The 20,519-nt window shown below is 43.7% G+C and carries 15 protein-coding genes and 1 pseudogene; 9 read left to right on the top strand and 7 right to left on the bottom strand.

Annotated elements, in window-relative coordinates:
* Positions 1-463 precede the first annotated feature (463 nt).
* Genes FTV43_RS05565 through FTV43_RS05555 form a run of 3 tightly spaced genes read left to right on the top strand, consistent with a single transcriptional unit; the run spans position 464 to position 3,375 of the window.
* Positions 464-1,591, top strand: coding sequence for a Re/Si-specific NAD(P)(+) transhydrogenase subunit alpha (locus FTV43_RS05565; protein WP_004974923.1), 1,128 nt, complete (start codon positions 464-466; stop codon positions 1,589-1,591).
* An 11-nt stretch (positions 1,592-1,602) separates the two neighbouring features.
* Complete coding sequence (locus FTV43_RS05560) at positions 1,603-1,926, top strand: proton-translocating transhydrogenase family protein (RefSeq protein WP_004974924.1); 324 nt, start codon at positions 1,603-1,605, stop codon at positions 1,924-1,926.
* A gap of 3 nt (positions 1,927-1,929) precedes the next feature.
* Positions 1,930-3,375, top strand: coding sequence for an NAD(P)(+) transhydrogenase (Re/Si-specific) subunit beta (locus FTV43_RS05555; protein WP_004974925.1), 1,446 nt, complete (start codon positions 1,930-1,932; stop codon positions 3,373-3,375).
* Positions 3,376-3,655: 280 nt separating this feature from the next.
* Here the strand turns inward: FTV43_RS05555 and rsfS are convergent, their stop codons facing one another.
* The 5 genes from rsfS to FTV43_RS05530 all read right to left on the bottom strand — a co-directional run bounded on the left by rsfS (position 3,656) and on the right by FTV43_RS05530 (position 9,728).
* Positions 3,656-4,057 (bottom strand): ribosome silencing factor, encoded by a 402-nt coding sequence (rsfS, locus tag FTV43_RS05550; RefSeq protein ID WP_004974926.1) that lies wholly within the window; start codon positions 4,055-4,057, stop codon positions 3,656-3,658.
* 75 nt (positions 4,058-4,132) lie between these two features.
* Positions 4,133-4,927, bottom strand: coding sequence for a hydroxypyruvate isomerase family protein (locus tag FTV43_RS05545; RefSeq protein ID WP_096901402.1), 795 nt, complete (start codon positions 4,925-4,927; stop codon positions 4,133-4,135).
* Between the two features lie 45 nt (positions 4,928-4,972).
* A complete protein-coding gene (locus FTV43_RS05540) occupies positions 4,973-5,839 on the bottom strand; it encodes an NAD(P)-dependent oxidoreductase (RefSeq protein ID WP_179995059.1) in 867 nt (288 codons plus the stop codon).
* A gap of 90 nt (positions 5,840-5,929) precedes the next feature.
* On the bottom strand, positions 5,930-6,715 hold the full coding sequence (locus tag FTV43_RS05535; protein ID WP_004974929.1) for a crotonase/enoyl-CoA hydratase family protein: 786 nt from the start codon (positions 6,713-6,715) through the stop codon (positions 5,930-5,932).
* A gap of 196 nt (positions 6,716-6,911) precedes the next feature.
* Positions 6,912-9,728, bottom strand: coding sequence for an ATP-binding protein (locus FTV43_RS05530; RefSeq protein ID WP_179995058.1), 2,817 nt, complete (start codon positions 9,726-9,728; stop codon positions 6,912-6,914).
* Positions 9,729-9,891: 163 nt separating this feature from the next.
* Here FTV43_RS05530 and FTV43_RS05525 point away from each other — a divergent pair.
* The 6 genes and pseudogenes from FTV43_RS05525 to FTV43_RS05500 all read left to right on the top strand — a co-directional run bounded on the left by FTV43_RS05525 (position 9,892) and on the right by FTV43_RS05500 (position 17,529).
* Positions 9,892-10,953 (top strand): annotated as a pseudogene (locus FTV43_RS05525) (RNA-guided endonuclease InsQ/TnpB family protein).
* A 272-nt stretch (positions 10,954-11,225) separates the two neighbouring features.
* The gene (gene cysM / locus FTV43_RS05520) at positions 11,226-12,158 is read left to right on the top strand and encodes a cysteine synthase CysM (protein WP_179995057.1); all 933 of its coding nucleotides are present in this window, start codon (positions 11,226-11,228) and stop codon (positions 12,156-12,158) included.
* Between the two features lie 35 nt (positions 12,159-12,193).
* Positions 12,194-13,069, top strand: coding sequence for a 3'-5' exonuclease (locus FTV43_RS05515; protein ID WP_004974933.1), 876 nt, complete (start codon positions 12,194-12,196; stop codon positions 13,067-13,069).
* Between the two features lie 6 nt (positions 13,070-13,075).
* A complete protein-coding gene (rlmD, locus tag FTV43_RS05510) occupies positions 13,076-14,467 on the top strand; it encodes a 23S rRNA (uracil(1939)-C(5))-methyltransferase RlmD (protein ID WP_179995056.1) in 1,392 nt (463 codons plus the stop codon).
* Between the two features lie 29 nt (positions 14,468-14,496).
* Positions 14,497-16,800, top strand: a complete 2,304-nt coding sequence (locus FTV43_RS05505; protein WP_179995055.1) for a bifunctional (p)ppGpp synthetase/guanosine-3',5'-bis(diphosphate) 3'-pyrophosphohydrolase — start codon at positions 14,497-14,499, stop codon at positions 16,798-16,800.
* A 75-nt stretch (positions 16,801-16,875) separates the two neighbouring features.
* On the top strand, positions 16,876-17,529 hold the full coding sequence (locus FTV43_RS05500; protein ID WP_179995054.1) for a 4'-phosphopantetheinyl transferase superfamily protein: 654 nt from the start codon (positions 16,876-16,878) through the stop codon (positions 17,527-17,529).
* Between the two features lie 90 nt (positions 17,530-17,619).
* On the opposite strand, the gene secF is transcribed toward FTV43_RS05500, so the two are convergent.
* Entirely contained in the window at positions 17,620-18,597 is a 978-nt protein-coding gene (secF, locus tag FTV43_RS05495; RefSeq protein WP_179995101.1) for a protein translocase subunit SecF, read from the bottom strand.
* Between the two features lie 8 nt (positions 18,598-18,605).
* Complete coding sequence (secD, locus tag FTV43_RS05490) at positions 18,606-20,501, bottom strand: protein translocase subunit SecD (RefSeq protein WP_179995053.1); 1,896 nt, start codon at positions 20,499-20,501, stop codon at positions 18,606-18,608.
* Positions 20,502-20,519 lie beyond the last annotated feature (18 nt).

The raw sequence follows: 20,519 nt of genomic DNA, 5'->3' as shown, positions 1-20,519 counted from the left end.
ACTTCTAAATTGAACCTTGTTGTGCGGTGTAAAAATTGTCAAAAAAGTCAATTTGGTGTTTAAGTTTTTGCTTTTAGCGCTTAAATGTATAGATATGCAATCTTTTAGCGCTAAGTCGGATTTTCCCAATTAAGTGAAATGCGTGTCAGAATGATCAATGCTTAATTCATTTAAATGTGGTCAACTGCAAGCTCAAAGCATCGCTTTTTTTCTTTTAGACACTTCAAATCGAAGTTTTGCTGAATAATTAGACTTATATTCAAGAAGCAAAACTTATCAATTATATCTCGCAACAATATTTTTATGAATCATCAGTTCAAAATATGGGTATTTATTAAATAAATATTGGGTGGTAATTTAAAAATGTTGCATTAGAATCCAAAAATTCAACAAAACTTATCCTGAGGGGAAAGCATCGTTATCCACGATGTTGACTTAAGAAAAACTAGCTTGAGGAACGCTCATGCAGATCGGAATTCCAACCGAAACTGTTGTCGGTGAAAATCGTGTCGCTGCGACGCCAGAAACAGTAAAGAAGTTGATTAGCGCGGGTCATAGCGTAGTCATTGAACGTGGTGCAGGCGTAAAAGCCGCTTATATCGACAGCGCTTATGAACAAGTAGGCGCGACCATGACAGATGATGCTTATCGCGGTAGCCAAATGATTTTGAAAGTTCGTGCCCCAAAGGGTGAAGAAATTCAAAAACTTGCACCGAACAGCACTGTGGTGGCGATGTTTGATCCTTACCGCAATACTGAATTAGACCAATTTGCTGCGGCTCAGGTGTCTGCATTTGCTTTAGAGCTTTTGCCACGTACCTTGTCGCGTGCGCAAAATATGGACGTGTTGTCATCACAAGCCAACTTGGCAGGTTATAAATCTGTGTTGTTGGCTGCAGCAGAATATCAACGCATGTTCCCAATGTTAATGACGGCAGCGGGTACTGTAAAACCTGCGCGTGTTGTGATCATGGGTGTGGGTGTTGCTGGTTTGCAAGCCATTGCAACAGCGAAGCGTTTAGGTGCTGTAGTCGAAGCAACTGACTTGCGTCCAACGGCAAAAGATCAGGTGGAATCTTTGGGTGGTAAGTGGTTAGACGTACCAATGTCTGAAGAAGAACAACAAAAAGCTGCTGATGCTGCCAAAAATGGTTATGGCTGGATGCCTGGTGAACAATACATTAAAGACCAAGCAGTGATTGTCGATAAAGCCGTTTCTAATGCGGATATCGTGATTACCACTGCGTTATTGCCGGGTCGTGATGCACCGCGTTTAATCAAAGCGGAAACTGTGGCAAAAATGAAGCCGGGTTCTGTGATTTTAGATATGGCAGTCGAAACGGGCGGTAACGTCGAAGGTTCACAATGCGGTGAAACTGTAGTGACTGCCAATGGTGTGAAAATTTTGGGTATTCCAAACATTCCATCGACTGTATCGACAGAAGCATCTGCACTATATGCGCGTAATGTGTTGAATTTTGTTGAAACATTATTTGATAACGACAAGAACTTCGCATTGAATCCTGAAGAAGAAATTCAGAAAGCGTTGCTGGTCACTCATAACGGTCAAGTGCTGTTAAAGCGTGGTTAAGGAGAATTCTCATGGTTGAAACAATTACGATTTTTGTCCTTGCCATCTTCGTAGGTTACTACGTGGTGTGGGGGGTAACACCTGCGTTACATACGCCATTAATGGCAGTAACCAATGCACTTTCTTCAATCATTATTGTCGGTGCGATGATTCAAACTGTTGGTCTACCAATCATGGGTGTAGAAGGCAGTGTCGATTTCCAAACCATTAATGTGGTGAGTGTACTGGGTGCGATTGCTGTGTTCTTGGCAAGCATCAATATTTTCGGTGGTTTTGCAGTGACTGCACGTATGCTGGAAATGTTCAAACCAAAAGCAAAGAAAAAAGAGGGCTAATGCATGGAATTTATTCGTGAATATGCAGACTGGTTCTATTTAATCGGGGCTGTGCTCTTTATCTTAACTTTACGTGGTTTGTCTGGGCCTAAAACTGCGATTGCGGGCAACCGTTACGGCATGATCGCAATGGCGATTGCAGTCTTGACTACATTCTTTGTGGCAGACAATCCAGTTGTGTGGATGATTCTGGCAGCTATGGCAGCAGGTGCGGTGGTGGGTATTGCCCGCGCACGTACGGTGCCAATGACTCAAATGCCTGAAACTGTAGCGTTAATGCACTCTTTAGTCGGTTTGGCTGCAGTTTTAATTGCGATTGCTGCGATTATTCATAACAACAAGTTAATCGAACTTGGTCCAGACTTGTTGGCTGCAAATGGCATTACTTTCCATGAAATGAGCAAAGTTCATTTATTTGAATTGTTTGTGGGCTGTTTCGTGGGGGCGATTACCTTTACTGCATCTGTTTTTGCATACGGTAAATTGGCGGCGAAGAAATGGGCAAAAACTATTTCGGGTGCATGGGTAAAACCTGTTCAGGCGTTAATTTTCCTTGCCATGCTCGGTTTTGGGATTCACTTCTTCCTGAGCGGCAACATGACTTCATTCTGGGCAATGACAGGTTTAGCATTGGCATTCGGTTGGGTATGGATTGCACCAGTGGGTGGTGGTGACATGCCAGTTGTGGTGTCATTGTTGAACTCGTTCTCAGGTTGGGCGGCAGCAGGTATTGGTTTCACACTTGAAAACAACATGCTGATTGTTGCAGGCTCATTGGTCGGTTCTTCAGGTGCGATTCTGTCTTACATCATGTGTAAAGCCATGAACCGTTCAATCATCAACGTATTGTTTGGTGGTGCGATGGGCGGTGCAGCAGCACCAACGGCAGCAGCGGGTGCACAAGTGCAACGTAACTACCGTTCAGGTTCTGCAGATGATGCTGGCTTCTTGATGTCAAATGCAGACAGCGTGGTGATTGTACCGGGCTATGGTATGGCGCAAGGTCGTGCACAGAATGCAGTCAAAGAATTGGCCAACTTGTTAAAAGAGCAAGGTGTAACTGTGCGTTTTGCGATTCACCCAGTGGCAGGTCGTATGCCGGGTCACATGAACGTATTGCTTGCAGAAGCTGACGTACCGTATGAAGACATCTTAGAAATGGACGAAATCAACTCAGATTTCCCTGCAACAGATGTGGTGTTGGTGATTGGTGCAAATGACGTAGTTAACCCTGCGGCAAAAGACGATCCAAACTCGCCAATTTACGGCATGCCAATTCTTGAAGCGCATAAAGCACGTACCATTATGGTCATCAAGCGCTCAATGGCAACAGGTTATGCGGGTCTAGACAACGACTTGTTCTATAACGACAAGACCATGATGATTTTTGGTGATGCCAAGAAAGTTGTGGAAGATATGACTAAATCAATCAACGGTACAGGTCACTAAGACACTGTTCCTAGAGATGAAACCGCCTTCGGGCGGTTTTTTTATGGCTGATGTAAAGTGGTTAATTGAGATCAGGCAGATTGAGTTCGGGCGAGTTTTATAGGATTGGTTTGAAGCAATGTATTGGGTAGGGGATGATATAAACCAATATTTGGTGGGTAGATTAATGCGATATAAAAATGATTAGGGATATGAGCTTCAAAAGATCTGCATTAAAAAAGCGACTTATTTGAAAGTCGCTTATTGTGTATCTTTAAGGCTGCTCAAGTGAGCTGTTGTATTAAGCAACAGACTCAGGCGTAGTGCGCCATAAGCTTTCTAGGTCGTAGAATTTACGCGCTGTTGGTAGCATGATGTGAACCACTACCATACCAAGATCGACCAAGATCCATTCTGCATCACGTTCACCTTCAATACCAATTGGGCGGAAGCCTGCTTTGCGCGCTTCTTCGGCAACATTGTCGGCAAGAGATTTTACGTGGCGAGTTGATGTACCGCTAGCAATCACAATGGCATCTGAAACATTGCTGATGCTGCTGACATCAAGTTCAACAATTTCTTTGGCTTTTACATCAAGGAGAGCTTCATGTACAACTTTAAGACAAGTTTGTACGTCATGCTTTTGGGTATTCATTGCAAGATCGTGAGAATTAGAAGCGCCGGGCGATGGTTCTAAATTCATGGGGTGTATAATTTCCTAAAATTATTCATCGTCTAATATAGCTGTTTTAGCCTGAAATTTCAAATCGGTTTAATTTTAACCACTTTGATTTGAGGGAAAGTATTTGTCTTTCCATGCAAATGATTGATTTGACGCAAGACTTGGGCGGTATTCTGCAGCGATATAGCCTGAATAAGCACTGTGCTGTAACCATTTGAAAATAGTAGTATAGTCTAGCTCGCCTGAATCGGGTTCATGGCGTCCTGGATTGTCGGCAAACTGGATATGACCAATATCCTGAATGTTTTCTTGCAATGCGCTCAGCACATCTTCACCCATCATCGCCATGTGATAACAGTCGTATTGCATTTTAAGAGCAGGATGTTTGACTGCTTCTAGCATCTCTTGAGCTTGCGCAATATTTTGTACTAAAAAGCGTGGCATGTCGGTGCCATTAATCATTTCAAAGACAGGCTGAATATGATGTTGAGTGAGCATCGAGCAGGCCAGTTTTAGGTTTTCTGCCAGTGTGTTTAAGCAAGGCAGTAAATCGGCATCGACAGGTTGTTTGCCTGCCAAAATATTGACGCTAGGGACATTTAATGCCGTGGCATAGCGGATGGCTAACTCTAAGGCATGATGAAATTCAATCTCTTTTCCGGGTACGCCCGCCAAACCATTGCCGCCTTGCATGAGGTCACCCGCAGGGACATTGATTAAACACAGGCTGAGTTGGTGGAGTGTGAGTTGGGTTTGAATCTGCTCAATACTCAGCTCATAGGGAAATTGAATTTCAACATGCTGAAAACCATGTTCGCGTGCAAGGGCAAAGCGTTCAATTAAAGGCACTTCGGTAAAAATCATCGACAGATTAACCGCCAGTTTAGACATGCAGGTGCTCCTTGCAGGCAAAGGTTGGATCAGGAATCAAGCCGATTAAGCTTCGACCTGATGAATAATGGTGGCTAAATCTGCTTCTGCAAAACCCTTGGCTTGATGGGCTTGCAGTTGTGAAAGGGCTTTTTCTGCCACAGGAATCTGTAACTGAAATTGCGCTGCCAGTTGTAAGGCATTGTTTAAATCTTTAGACAGGGTTTGGACTTTCCATTGCACAGGCTCAAAACTGTGAGTTGCCATGCGTGGCGTTAAAATCTGAAACGGTTTCGAGTCGGCAAAACCACCCGCCAAAGCAGGTGCAAGTAAACGGGTGTCTACGCCTGCCTGTCCTGCTAAGGCAACAGCTTCGGCAATTAGGGTGCTGTTGGCAGCAACAATCAGTTGGTTGCAGATTTTAGTGGCTTGTCCTGTGCCTGTTTCGCCCATACGGGTCACACGTTGTGACAGCACATCATAAATCGGGCTTAATTTTTCGATGGTGTTTGCATCACCCCCTGCAAAAATCACCAAACTACCTTGTTCGGCTCCCGCAGTGCCTCCCGATACAGGTGAGTCAATCCATGTGACCTGTTTGAGGTTGGCTTGCTGCGCTAGCTTTTGGGTTTGATCTACAGACAAACTGGAAAAATCGACAATGACTTGTTGAGCAGTCAAAAAAGGCTCAATTTGATCTAATACAGCTTGGACGGCATGATCATCGGCAAGGCAACTCAAGATCACTGGATATTGTTCGATCTCGCTCAATTGCAGCGGTTTTGCCCCCAGACTGAGCACAGATTCGCAAGCCGCAGGGCTACGATTCCACACCGCGACCTCAAAACCTGCCTGAACTAAGCGGGTTGCCATGCGCGTACCCATGAGTCCCATACCTAAAAAAGCGATTTTTGTGTCACGATCAAAATGCATAGCGCTGATTCTCCGTTTTTGCCTACAGTACAAGTCTGGCTTGAAATGTCAATTTAGCCTTTGGTCAAAGTCTGTTGTGTTTGAACTGAATCAAAACTGACGCGGTGCAAAGGTCACTTCAGGGTTCTTGTCCTTTTTACGTGCCAGTTGGCTATTTTTACCCAGCAATAATTTTAATTGCCAAATTTTTTCTAAACGTAAAGATTTATTTGGCGCATGTTCCATAGCATCCAGCACTTGTTTGGCTGCAGCCAATGCATCTGGGGAGCGTTGTGCAATTTCTTCAGCAAGGGCTTGTGCTTTTTGTAAGGGGGTTGCATCTAAATGCGTGACCAAACCAATTTCTTTGGCATAGTTGGCATCAAAAATACGCGCAGTTAAAGTCAGCTCTTTGGCAAGGTCTAGACCGATTAAACCTTTTAAAGAACGGCTTAGCCCCATATCAGGCACTAAGCCCCAACGGCTTTCCATAATCGACATTTGTGTGTCAGGATGCGCGATACGAATATCTGCGGCCAAGGCCAATTGCATCCCTGCACCAAAACAATACCCTTCAATTGCAGCAATTACAGGTACAGGCAATTGTTGCCAAACGAGAAATGCTTTTTGAAACAGGCTTTGCCCCGGCTTAATTAACTCCCAAGCCGCAAATGCACGGTTTTGTGGATTGTTGAGGTCGGCCAAGTCAATGCCTGCACTAAATACCTTTGCTTCGCCTGTTAAAATCACACAACGTAAGCTGCGGTCTTTTTTAAGTTTTTCGGCAGTCCGCACCAATTCTTTAAGTAGGGCAAAACTCATGGCATTGCGTTTGTCTGGGCGGTTCAGGGAAACTGTGGCGATGCCGTTATTTTTTTCGATACGAAGTAAGGTCATGATGTGAGCTCTTGTTTTTACTGGGCAAAGCATAACATGGGCAGCAGTGCGATAAATGACAGCAGAGTCACGGCAAAGCCTTGCGACCTTGCCTTTGATTACGTGACTTTTTTTTGTGAATAGTGCTGGGTGAGTCGTGCTTACAAACTGTATCTTCTCGTTGAGGCGTTCGCGGTGAATGTCACTTAGATGTTGGCTAACTTACCGCATTGTGTTTGGTAAAAATGTGTTCTGCCGCATGTTCAACTTGCTGTATACAGGTTTGTAATTCCTGATAACGGTTTAAGACCTCTTGCACAAATAGATCATCGGCTTTACGACGTTCTTTACGTAAGGTCGAAACAAACTGTTCAAATGAGCCTGTTACTTCTTGCAGGTTCGGTGTGCCAACATAGCGGGTCGCACCATACAGACGATGCAACACATGCTCGAGTTGTGGGAAATCTTCCAGTTCAATCAGCTGTTCAATTTCATGTAATTCTGTGGCAAAGCTATCCACTAGCATTTTCAGTAAATCCACTGCAAGGTCTTCTTTGTTGGCTGCCAGCATTAGGCTTTGTTGCCAATCCAACACCTGTGGATCTAGCGCTTCAATCACAATGGCTTTATCGACTGCAGGTGGCTTATTAAAACTTTGCGTGGTCCAATGGGTTAAAATTTGGATGATTTGTTCAATCTGAATTGGTTTGGTGACATAGTCATCCATACCGACTTTGAGTAATTTTTGCTTTTCATCGGCAAGAGCATGCGCGGTGAGGGCAATAATAGGTAAGCGTTTGTGATTTTCCAAAGTCGATTCTAAAGAACGAATCGCACGGGTGGTATCTACCCCCGACATCACAGGCATTTGAATATCCATAAAGATCAGGTCAAATGGTTGCTGTCCCTGCTCAATGCGTTGCTGCAAAATCCCCAAAGCTTCCTGACCACTTTGCGCTTTGGTGGTGGTCACATTCAGTTCGCCCAACAAGGCTTCGAGTACAATCAGGTTTGGTAGATGGTCATCCACCGCTAAAACGTGCAGGCCTTTACCATCAAATGATGCAGACTCCTGTTCATCAAAACTGTTTTCATTGTTGAGTAAGTCAATTAAGGCTGAACGACTGAGCGGTTGATACAAAGCGCGCGCACGATATTCATTTAACAGACTTGGGTCTAGCGCCATTTGATAGCCATACACTGCCAAGTTACCTTGATAACGGGTACGAATTTCTTTTAATAAAGCTTCGGTGTCGCCACTATGATCAACAATCAACCAAGTATTGTCTTGCAGGTCGGATACATCTTTTAAGCGGCTAAATAAATCTAAAATTGAAGCGGCTTCAATATGTCGCACCGCATAATTTTCAAGATAATGACGCAAGACATTCGCTGTGGCAGGGTGCGCCAAATACGACACCACCTGAATCTCTTTAAAGTTTGGATGCTGCTGTGCATGCGCTTCATCTACCGCAAACATGGCAGTAAACCAGAAGGTCGAGCCTTTTTCGGTTGGGGCGCGTTCCTGGTTGTCTTCAAAGCCAATTTGACCTTGCATCAAATGCACCAACTGTTTGGAAATGGCCAAACCTAAACCTGTACCACCAAATTGACGCGTGACCGAAGTATCACCTTGAGAGAAAGACTCAAACAATTTTTTACGGTCTGTACCGCTTAAGCCAATGCCACTGTCTTGGACGCTAAAGTGAATTAAGCATTGTCCAATATCGTCATGTTCTACCCGCGCCCGTACAATAATTTCACCATCGGGGGTGAATTTAATCGCATTGGAAATTAAATTGGTTAAAATTTGCTTGAAACGTAAAGCATCGCCCAGCACATATTGCGGCACGTTATCGGCAAAATAAAAGGCCATGTTGATGTGCTTTTGCGCAGCCAAAGGCGAGAGCATATCCATTACATCAAAAATGGCTTCTTCTAAATCAAAGGGTGCGGTATCCAGCTCCAGTTTGCCTGCATCAATTTTAGAAAAATCCAATACGTCATTAATGAGTGCTAAAAGATGCGCCGATGATTTACGAATAGTCTGTAAATACAAATTCTGCTCATTGCTTAGATTTTCTTGACGCAATAACAGGTGAATAAAGCCATCAATACTGTTTAACGGTGTTCTGAGTTCGTGGCTGATGTTAGCTAAAAATACCGATTTAGACTGGTTGGCAGAAATCGCTTGGTCACGTGCCTGACGATAAGTGATGTTTTGCACTTCCAAAGTATCGAGGGTGCGGCGCAAGTCATCTTCAGTTTGTTCGGTATGTTCTTTGAGTTCTAAAAAGCTGAAATGCAGGCGTTTTACCACATTGGCAATATCCCGCTGCAATAAGCGTAATTCGCCAGTGCTGTTAATGACCATGTGTTGATCGAGCGTATCGGCATTCAGGCGTTGTAGCTGCATGCGGATTTCATACATGGGTGCAATCCAGCGTCGTGAATAGAAATTCAGACACAGCAACAACAACAACAGGGTCAGCAAGCCTGTGGCAATTAATACAATCATGACCCGATAACGGGCAATTTGTAATGGCTGATTGTCCAGTTCAATCAGCAACCATGCAGGACGGTTGATGTCTTGCTGAATTTGCATGCCATACACATGATTATTTTTATACAGAATTGGGCCAAAAAAATCGGCATTTTTAGGGAATTTGGGCCATTCGGCTTGGTCTTGAAAGCCCATGCTTAAACGGCGTGTACCAGAAGCATCAATCAGTGCAGTACGAATCAAGTGCTTTTCGTTCATCATGTATTGCATAAAAGTACGTGCTTCTTCGTACTTCCACGGAAAGCTAGCCAGTTGATGCAAAGCTGCTTCAGATGGCAACTCAAAACGGGTCAAAATCGCAATTGCCATTTGTCGCTGCTGTGCTTTTGCGGCATTCGAGGTTTCAGATAAAACTAGCATCGTGCCGACGCATGCCAAAACCATAATTGGCACAAAAATAAGTGCAATCAGCTGTCCATAAGCATGATTTAAATGTAAGCGCTTAAATAACTTTTTATTGATATTTGACATGGTTAACGCAGTTTAATCCCTATGTTTGGCAGTTTAGCATGCTTTATCAAATGGAGCGTAAAACTCAGTCCTTCAGGTCAGAGATATAAGCGACACGACATGAAGTGTCGTTTGATTTAACTAAGGACTATTTTCCTTGAGTTTTGATTGTTAATATAAGTACATGAAAACCCTTAAATTACGTATAAAAGACAAACATTGCAAGGTGTTAGACCAACTAGCATCAGAAGTGAACTTCGTCTGGAATTATGTCAATGATTTAGGGTTTAGGCATTTGAAGCGGAAAGGTGAATTTCTCTCTGCTTTTGATATTGCCAAATATACGAAAGGCACATCCAAAGAATGTAATTTACATAGTCAAACCATTCAGGCTGTAACTGAAGAATTAGTCACCCGAAGAAAGCAATTTAAAAAGGCAAAGCTGAAATGGCGTGTCAGCAATAAAAAATCAGCAAGGCGCTCTTTGGGATGGGTTCCCTTTAAAAAGGTGGCTATCAAATATGCCACTGGATATGTCCAGTATGGAAAACACCAATTTAAGCTTTGGGATAGCTACGGTTTAAGCAAATACACGTTAAAAACAGGTTTATTTGTAGAGGATAGCCGTGGGCGTTGGTATGTATGTCTTGTTGTTTAATCGCCTAAGCAAGATAAATCGACAGCAACCAAATCGATTGGTATTGATCTAGGCTTAAAAGATATTGCCACCTGTTCTGATGGCACTGTAATTTCAAATCCAAAATTCTATCGAAAATATGAGCAGAAATTAGGTATTGCTCAGAGAGCCAGGAATAAGAAGCGTGTTCGTGCATTACACGCCAAGATTGCAAATAGTCGAAAAGATCATTTGCATAAAGCAAGCACCAAGCTTGTGAATGAAAATGCATTGATTATTGTAGGTGACTTGAGTGCTAAAAAATTAGTAAAAACCAAAATGGCAAAATCTGTTTTGGATACAGGATTTTCGGCACTAAAAACAATGCTCAAGTATAAATGCGAGAACGCAGGCGTATTGTTTGAAGAAGTCCAAGAAGCCTATACCACCCAAATCTGTTCGTGCTGCGGTGAGATCACCTCAAGTAGTCCCAAAGGTAGGACAGATCTTGGAATAAGAGAATGGGAGTGCATGAGCTGTGGTACAGTTCATGATCGAGATATAAACTCAGCTCTAAACATTCTTGCGCTTGGGCATAAGCGTCTAGCTGTAGGAATCACCCTCTTTTAAGGGGGGGAGGATGTCAATTCTCCTGACTGTGTTTTCATCTGTTTGGTGCGAGTGGTTCAGCTGCATCTCGCAATCAATCGGTGTGCATTTTTTTGCATCCATCCCGCAAAAGACAACCTGAAACTGTGTTCATCTTGCCTAGAATTGTGTAGGCGGTAAGTGATGCATAAATTGTCGGCAGACTATTGCTGTTTTGATAAAAAGCCTGTGAAAAACGTGCAGGAAGGTGCAAATTTTCATACAATAAGCCCACCTTGATATTGGTGCAGAGCATGCTTGATACCCAACCAGATTTCCAGAGTGATGAATTTTTGTTAGATCATTATGTGGGCAAAACCCCATTAGTGCGTTTGCAGCGTTTGGCAAGTCATACGCAGGCAACGGTTTTGGCAAAACTGGAAGGCAATAACCCTGCGGGTTCTGTTAAAGATCGTCCTGCCTACAACATGATTATGCAGGCAGAAAAACGCGGTGAAATTCAACCGGGCGATACTTTAATTGAGGCAACCAGTGGCAATACCGGCATTGCTTTGGCGATGGTTGCAGCTATGCGTGGCTATAAAATGCAGCTGATCATGCCTGACAATATGAGCCAAGAACGTAAAGATGCCATGCGTGCCTATGGTGCAGAATTGATTGAAGTGACTAAAGCACAAGGCATGGAAGGCGCGCGCGATTTGGCTTTGCAAATGCAACGCGAAGGCAAAGGCTTGGTGCTGAACCAATTTGGTAACCCAGATAATGTTGAAGCACATTACCTGACCACAGGGCCTGAAATTTGGCAGCAAACGGGCGGTAAAATTACCCACTTTGTCAGCTCTATGGGCACAACAGGCACCATTATGGGGGTGTCTAAATACTTAAAAGAACAAAATCCAGAGATTCAAATTATTGGTTTACAACCTTCAGATGGTTCAAGTATTGCAGGGATTCGCCGTTGGCCTGAAGCATATTTACCAACCATTTTTGACCGTAGTCGTGTTGATCGTATTATTGATATTCCGCAAATTGAAGCGGAAAAAACCATGCGTAAACTGGCGCAAAAAGAAGGCATCAGCGCAGGCACATCATCGGGCGGTGCGGTATGGGCAGCTTTAAAAATTGCCGAAGAAAATCCAGATGCAGTGATTGTTTGTATTGTTTGTGACCGTGGTGATCGTTATTTATCGACAGGTTTGTTCTCTGTTCAAGATACTGAATTGTGATATTCATTTTTCTATCACCCATTGAGTAAGATTTTATGCGTTTACCTGTGCTGATTTTCGATATAGAAACCGTTACCGATTTGAAGTCAGGCGCGCATTTATATCAACTCGATTTACCCGAAGCAGAGCTTGAACAAGCATTAATGAAGTTGCGTCGCCAAGAGGCAGGAACCGATTTTCAGCGTTTGCCTTTGCATGAAATTGTGTGTATTTCAGGCTTGTGGATTGATGAACACGGCATGAAGCTGTTTTCCTTTAGCCGTGAACACGACAGCGAAGCGACAATGCTGAAAAAGTTTTTGTCTATTTTTGATAAGCGTCATCCGACTTTGGTCAGTTGGAACGGTTCGCAGTTTGACTTGCCAGTGATTTTATTCCGCGCCATGTATCACGGGCTGTCTGCACCAAGTTTATTTGATCAGGGCGAGATTGATCAGCAAAAGCGCTATAACAATTATCAAAACCGTTACCATCAGCGTCATGTCGATTTAATGGATGTGATGGCAATGTTTAATGGTCGTCATTTTCAAAAGTTGGATGACATTGCGTATTTGCTAGGTTTTCCGGGTAAACGTGTAGATGCGGGCTATCATGTTCCTGCATTTATGCAAAGCGGCGAATGGTCAAGGCTGACGCGTTATTGTGAAGGCGATGTCTTAAATACTTGGTTGATTTATTTGCGTTGGCTGCTGCTCAAAGGGCAATTGCTGCTTGAAGAGCATACTTTATGGGTACAGCATACCATTCAATATTTGCATACTCAGCCGCAGCATGCAGACTTTTTAAGCGTGTGGCAGCACAGTTCGCAGCAAACTGAATTTACCCGTACAGATTTTCCTGAACAAAGTGTCACCACGCCTTCAAATGAATCCGTGATGCCTTTTCAATCTTCCCCATCTTCCGATATTTAGACTGATATGAAACATCGCAGTAAAAACCGTACCACGCAGCAGGCTGAATATTGCTTTCAGGTGGAATCGTTGTCACATGAAGGGCGCGGGATTGCACACTACACAGCTCAGTCGGGTCATCCAGCCGAGAAGCAGGGGAAAACAGTTTTTATAGAGGGCGCATTGCCTGGTGAAACAGTACGCGCCAAAATTACGCATAGTAACAAACGCTTAGAAGAAGCCGAGTGTCTAGAAGTGCTGGGTGAGCCTTCGACATTACGGGTTACGCCACAATGTCCACATTATCAGCGTTGCGGTGGTTGTAGCATGCAGCATATTCAGTTGGATGAGCAGATTCATCTCAAACAACAGGTGTTGCAGTCGCATCTGCAACATTTTGCGCAAATTCAGCCTGAAGAATGGTTAGCGCCTTTGCGTTCACAGCGTGAAGATTATCGCCGCAAAGCCCGTGTTGGGGTGCGTTATATTGCCAGTCAAGACAAATTGGTGGTCGGTTTTCGTGAGCGCAATAGCAATAAACTGACCTCAATTGACCGCTGTATGGTGTTGGATCAGGCATTTGGTTCGTTAACACGAATCAAGCAGCTACTCCAAAGTCTAACAGGCAAGGCCCATATTGGTCATATAGAATTGGCGATGGGAGATCAAGAGATTGCTTTGGTGGTGCGGCATACAGAACAACTATCTGCAGCCGATATCAACCAGTTACAGCAGTTTGCGTTACAGAAACACTGGCAATTGTATTTGCAGCCTGAAGGCCCAGACAGTTTGCATCGGGTTGATGATCCGCACGCAGCAATGCGTTTGCATTATCGTTTAGATGATTTTGATGTGAATTTTGGCTTTCATCCCCAAGACTTTACCCAAGTCAATTCTACAATTAATCCACAAATGGTTAAGCTGGCATGTGATTTGCTTAACTTAAAATCAGGTGATCGGGTGCTTGATCTGTTTTGTGGATTAGGCAACTTTTCATTGCCGCTTGCACGTTGTGTAGGTGCAACAGGAAAGGTGGTTGCTGTAGAGGGTTCAGAGCAAATGGTGCAGCGTGGTGCAGAAAATGCACAGCGCAATGATTTAGATCATGTTAGGTTTTATTCACAAGATTTAACAAAAGATTTTTCGCATCATTCTTGGGCAAATCAAGGATTTGAGGCATTATTAATTGACCCTCCGCGCTCAGGTGCAGAGGAGGTGATGCATTATGTGCCCAAATTTGGTGCAGATAGAATCGTTTATGTGTCGTGTAATCCAGCCACACTCGCAAGGGATGCAGGTGTATTGGTCAAGCAGGGCTATCAATTGAAAAAAGCAGGTGTGATGGACATGTTTACCCATACGGGTCACGTTGAATCCATTGCCTTGTTTCAGAAAGAAAAGCAAATAAACGATTTATAATATGAAGTACATAGAGGTAGGAGAAGGGTATGGTCACAGTACGTGAACAACTTCCTGGACGTTTAAATGAACTGTCTGAGGAAACGACTGTAGAACATGCCGAACAAGCACGACAAGATTTGGCAGAATGGCTAGATCGGGTACGTGATATTTATGATGGGGCGGCACTTGAACAATTAGAACACGTAGCCAATTACACCCTGAAAAAAGAGTTGGAAACTACAGTCAGTCATCGTTCCAATACTTTATATACTGGTATTGAGATGGCAGATATTTTGGCGCACTTGCATGTCGATGAAGACACCTTGTCGGCAGCTATGCTGTACCGTGGTGTGCGTGAAAATGTGATTCATTTAGATGAAGTACGTGAAGAATTTGGTGAAGCGGTATATGGCTTGATCAAAGGCACTTTATCTATGGGTAAACTGTCTGAACTGATTGAAAAAAATAAACGTCTGGAAGATCACTTTAATAACAATCAGCGTGAGCATTTAACAGGCATTTATAAAATGCTGATTTCCATGACGGAAGATGTGCGTGTTGTGCTGATTAAACTGGCAGAGCGTACCTATTCTTTACGTGAGCTAGCTACAGCTTCAAAAGAACGTCAGGAACGTGTTGCACGTGAAATTCTAACCATCTATTCGCCATTGGCACACCGTTTGGGTATTGCTCAACTGAAATGGGAGCTTGAAGACTTAGCTTTCCGTTATTTAGCACCAGATCGTTATAAAGAAATTGCCACACTACTTAATGAAAAGCGTTTAGAGCGTGAAAATTATATTCAAAGTGTGATTTCACAATTGCGTACAGAATTGGGCAACAACGGTATTCATGCTGAAATTAGTGGTCGGGTTAAACACATTTATTCGATTTATCGAAAAATGAAAAGTAAGAACCTGAGCTTTGATCAGTTATATGACATTCGTGCTGTACGGGTCTTGGTCAAAACCATTCCTGAGTGCTATCACTCATTGGGTATTGTGCATCAATTGTGGCGACATATTCCGCATCAGTTTGATGACTACATTACCAATCCGAAAGCCAATGGTTATCGCTCTTTACATACCGCAGTGATTGCAGAAAACAAATCACTGGAAGTGCAAATTCGTACCATGGATATGCACGAAGAAGCCGAGTTGGGGGTGTGTTCACACTTCAACTATAAAGAAGGCTCTAAGGCGACGGACCATTCGTTTAATCATCGTCTACATTCTTTACGTTCAGTGTTGGAACATTATCAGGAACGTAATGATGCCAGCGCACATAAAGATGATGATTCTGAAAACTTTGAGCAAATCCAAGAGTTTGAAGATTTTGAAAAAATTTATGTGTTCAGCCGTGATGGTGACATTAAAGAGTTGCCACGTGGCTCGACCGTACTGGATTTTGCTTACCATGTGCATACCGAAGTGGGTAACAAATGTTATGCCGCACGGGTGAACCAGCGTTATGTGCCGCTGACCTATACCCTAAAAACAGGTGAGCAGGTCGAAATTCTGACCAAAAAAGACCGTGAGCCAAACCGTGATTGGTTGGTACACTCTTTGGGTTATATCAAAACAGCACGTGCACGAGATAAGTTACGCCACTGGTTTAGACAGCAAGACCGCAGTAAAAATCTGGAAGTTGGGCGTGAAGTACTGAATAAAGAATTATCACGTTTGGCAATTCACCCGAAAAGTATTGATTTGAATGATTACTGTAATCATTTCAATGTCAAAACAGGTGAAGACATTTTGATTGGTTTGGTGAATGGCGATATTGGTCTGCATGCCTTAATCAATCAGGTTAACCGCCACATGCACTTGGATCAGGATGAGCCTGAGCTGGTGCTGAAACCAACGTTGAATCCACGCGCCAGCCACACACTTTCTGCACATGGTATTTTGATTGATGGTTTGGATAACGTCGAGTTGCACATTGCACAATGTTGTCAGCCTGTACATGGCGAGGCCATTGCGGGATATATCACCCTGAACCGTGGCGTGAGTATTCATAAAGTGGCGTGTTCGGACTATGTGCGTATGATTGGCAACGAACCTGAACGTGCGGTAGAAGCCGATTGGGAAATGCAGCCAACCCGTGGTCAAAGCGTGCAAATTGTGGTGGAAGCCTATGACCGCCGTGGTTTGCTCAAAGACTTAACCCAAGTGATTTTTGCCGATCAAATTAACATTCGTCAGGTGAATACTATTTCTGAAAGTGATGGTATCGCCAATATGAAATTGTTAATTGAGGTTAAAGGCTTGGCGCAACTTTCTCGTTTGTTGGCACGTTTAGAGCAGCAACCAGGGATTATCAGCGCACGTCGTTTGGTGCAAGGCAGCTAAGCGAGCACGCTTTAAAAAACCAGCATGTTTGCTGGTTTTTTTCTATCGTATTTCAGCCAAAATGGAGAAGGGCGGATGAATAAAACACCTAAAAAAATTTGTGTGAATGTTAGCCGCATTCAGCAGATTTTTAGTCCCGATCCAAGTGCTGTACGCAGTGAACAGATTCAACAGCAAAAACAGGCGATTTATCGGCATCGGAATCAATTGTTGTCTGGATACTTGGCACAAGATATTCAAAACAGCGATATTGAGCGTAACCTACATGGTAAACCATTTTTGACAGCATTCCCTCAATTGCAGTTTAACCATAGCCATAGCCGTCAACATTACGCTTTGGCAAGCAGCTTACAGGTGCAAGATCTAGGTATAGATGTTGAAGACTTAGAACGTAAGGTACGTTTTGATGCTTTGGCACAGCATGCGTTTCATCCCAATGAACTCAAATACTGGCAAGATTTGGAACACGATGCTGACTATTGGTTTCGAGTTTGGACCACCAAAGAAGCTGTGCTAAAAGCTTCGGGTTTAGGCATTCGTTTAAGTCTCAATGAGCTGGATACCCGTATGCATCCCAATGCACAGGGCGGCATTTGTCATCATCCACAGATTGGGCATTTTGCCTATCAAAACTTTCGTTTAGCAGATTGTATGCTGACCGTGGCATGGCGAGCAGCACCATCTTGCGCAGGCTTTCAATTTCCACAGATTCATATTATTCAGCATTAACATCGCAACGTCAGCGTAAATATTGCAATGCTAAGGCACAAAAAAGCCTATCCGAAGATAGGCTTGAATGTTGGTGTTAGCAGAAATGCATTATGGAATTTCTTGCTCTTCACCTTCAAATTCAGGTTTGACTTGAACAATAAAGTCCTGACGGTTCAGACCGCGCCATACGGCAAAGGCTGTACCAATATAAATAGATGAATATGTTCCGACAAATACACCCACAAACATCGCAATCGAGAACCATTTCAGACCATCACCACCCATGAGCATCATCGCGACTACAACCAATAATAGGGTCATAGAGGTGTGAATGGTACGACGTAAAGTTTCTGTCAGTGCAATGTTCACTACTTCAAGCGGTGTTGCACCACGGATTTTACGGAAGTTTTCACGAATACGGTCAGATACAACAATGTTATCGTTAAGTGAGAAGCCAATAATTGCCAATAACGCTGCCAATACAGTCAGGTCAAATGGCCATTGCATCATGGCAAAAATACCCAGTGTCACAATAATATCGTGGAACAATGACAGTACCGCACCCATTGCCAGTTTGAATTCAAAGCGAATGGTGACGTAAACCAGCATCAATAATAGCGCTAAAGCGACAGCGCCCGCAGAACGGACATATAGCTCATTACCGACTTGACCACCCACCACATCAACTTTAGGAACTGTTGCTGCATTATTTGGCAACTGTACCGCAGCGGTAATCGCTTTGGTTAGGTCTTCGGCTTCTACATCGTCTTGCACAGGCATACGCACCATGAGGTCGCGGTCAGAGCCCAGTGTTTGTACCACAGGGTCATTGAAGCCTGCTTTGATTAAAGCATTAGATACATCAGTCGCTTTGACAGGGTTACTATAATTAAGTTCTGCCGCAATACCCCCAGTAAAGTCCAAACCTAAGTTTAAACCTTTGGTGGCAATGAAGAAGATACTGGCAACCGTTAATAGAATAGAAAGCAATGCCGCAGGCAAAGCAATCTTCATAAACGGAATCACGCGCTCATCATCAGGGCGGCCATATTTTTTTGAAGGCAGTTGAGTATTCTCAGTCATCAGTGATCTCCTTAAATGCTCAACTTTTTCAAGTTACGTTTTTTGCCGTAGATGATTTGTACAATTGCACGGGTCACTGTAATTGCAGTAAACATCGAGCAGACAATACCAATCATGAGCGTCACAGCAAAGCCTTTGATTGGACCTGTACCAATCGCAAACAGAATGAATGCCACCAAGAATGTGGTTAAGTTCGAGTCGAAAATAGTGTTATACGCTCGGTCATAACCCGCCACAATGGCTTGTTTGGGCGAGGCCCCCCACTTAATTTCTTCTCGTATTCGCTCACAAATCAAGACGTTGGCATCCACCGCCATACCAATGGTGATGACGATACCCGCAATACCCGGCAAGGTGAGTGATGCACCAATCCAAGACATGACGGTTAAAATCATGGCTAAGTTAAACACTAAAGCGAAGTTGGCAATTAAACCAAACAGACGGAAGAACACCACCATCCAGATTGCAACCAAAATGAAGCCAATCTGAGTCGACAATACGCCTTTATCAATGTTTTCTTGACCCAAGCTTGGACCAATCACACGTTCTTCGACAAAGTACATTGGCGCTGCCAAGGCACCTGCACGAAGCATTAAGGCCAATTCAGAGGCTTCTTGTGGGGAATCTAGACCTGTAATACGGAACTGCGAACCCAATACCGCCTGAATGGTTGCAGCATTAATGACGACAGATTCGGTATATGGGGTGCGTACTTCAGTTTGTGTGCCAGTTTCATCGGTCACATAGCTAATACGTTGTTTGTTTTCAATAAACAATACCGCCATACGTTTACCCACAGCGTTACGTGTCGCATCTGCCATGAGTTTACCGCCCGCAGCATCAAGGGTAATGTTAACTTCTGCACCGCCTGTATCTTGGCTAAAGCCGCTTGACGCATTTTGAACACGCTCACCCGTTAAAATACGGCTACGGTTCAATAATAATTGGCGCCCACTGTCTAATGATTCAAAGGCAAAAGCTTCTGTGCCAGGTGGTACTGGACCTGTAACCTGACCTGTGTATGGATCAATATATTGATCATTTAAGTCAGACACCAAGCGGAATTCGAGGTTCGCAGTACGACCGAGTACACGCTTCGCTTCAGCCGTATCTTGTACGCCTGGCAATTCCACCACAATACGGTTGCTACCTTGGGTTTGTACCAAAGCCTCAGCCACACCTAACTCGTTAATACGGTTACGTAAAGTAGTTAAGTTCTGATTGACCGCATACGACTGAATTTCCTGTTTGCGAACATCGGTATAGTTCAAACGTAAGCTAGAACCTTCTGTGGTGGCTACAGCTTGCTGCGTGTACTCATTGCCGTTACGACGCAAGAAATCCATCACCGCATCACGGTCTGCATTATTGGCAAACTGTAGGGTGATCGTGTTGTTGTTCAGCGAAAGGCTATTAAATTTCAGCTTGTTGTCACGCAATTGACGGCGTAAATCTGTGGCTGAAGTTTCCATGCGTTGGCTGATGGCCTTGTCCATATCCACTTCTAATAAGAAGTGCACACCACCACGTAAGTCCAGACCGAGCTTCATTGGTTTTGCACCAATTTTTTGTAACCATTCTGGTGTGGTTGGCGCAAGGTTCAGCGCCACGACATAGTCATCACCTAAACCGCGACGTAAAGCTTCTTTAGCTTTGAGCTGGGCTTCTGAGGTGTCTAAACGCAACAATGCGGCATTGTTGGTAAAGCTGTTGTCATGACTGGCAATATTTTCTGATTGTAAAATTTGCTCTGCTTTTTGTATGATGCTTTGATCAATTTGGGTACCAGCTTTGGCACCTGAAATTTGAACAGCAGGTTCATCTGGATACAAGCTAGGCAGGGCATATAATGTACTCACCACAAGAACAACGAGGATGAGCAGATATTTCCATGCTGGGTAACGCATTTATTTTCTTCTTAAAAT

This window comes from Acinetobacter sp. YH16053, from assembly GCF_013417035.1.
GTDB lineage: Bacteria > Pseudomonadota > Gammaproteobacteria > Pseudomonadales > Moraxellaceae > Acinetobacter > Acinetobacter towneri.
This window is presented reverse-complemented; position numbering and strand designations above follow the sequence as displayed.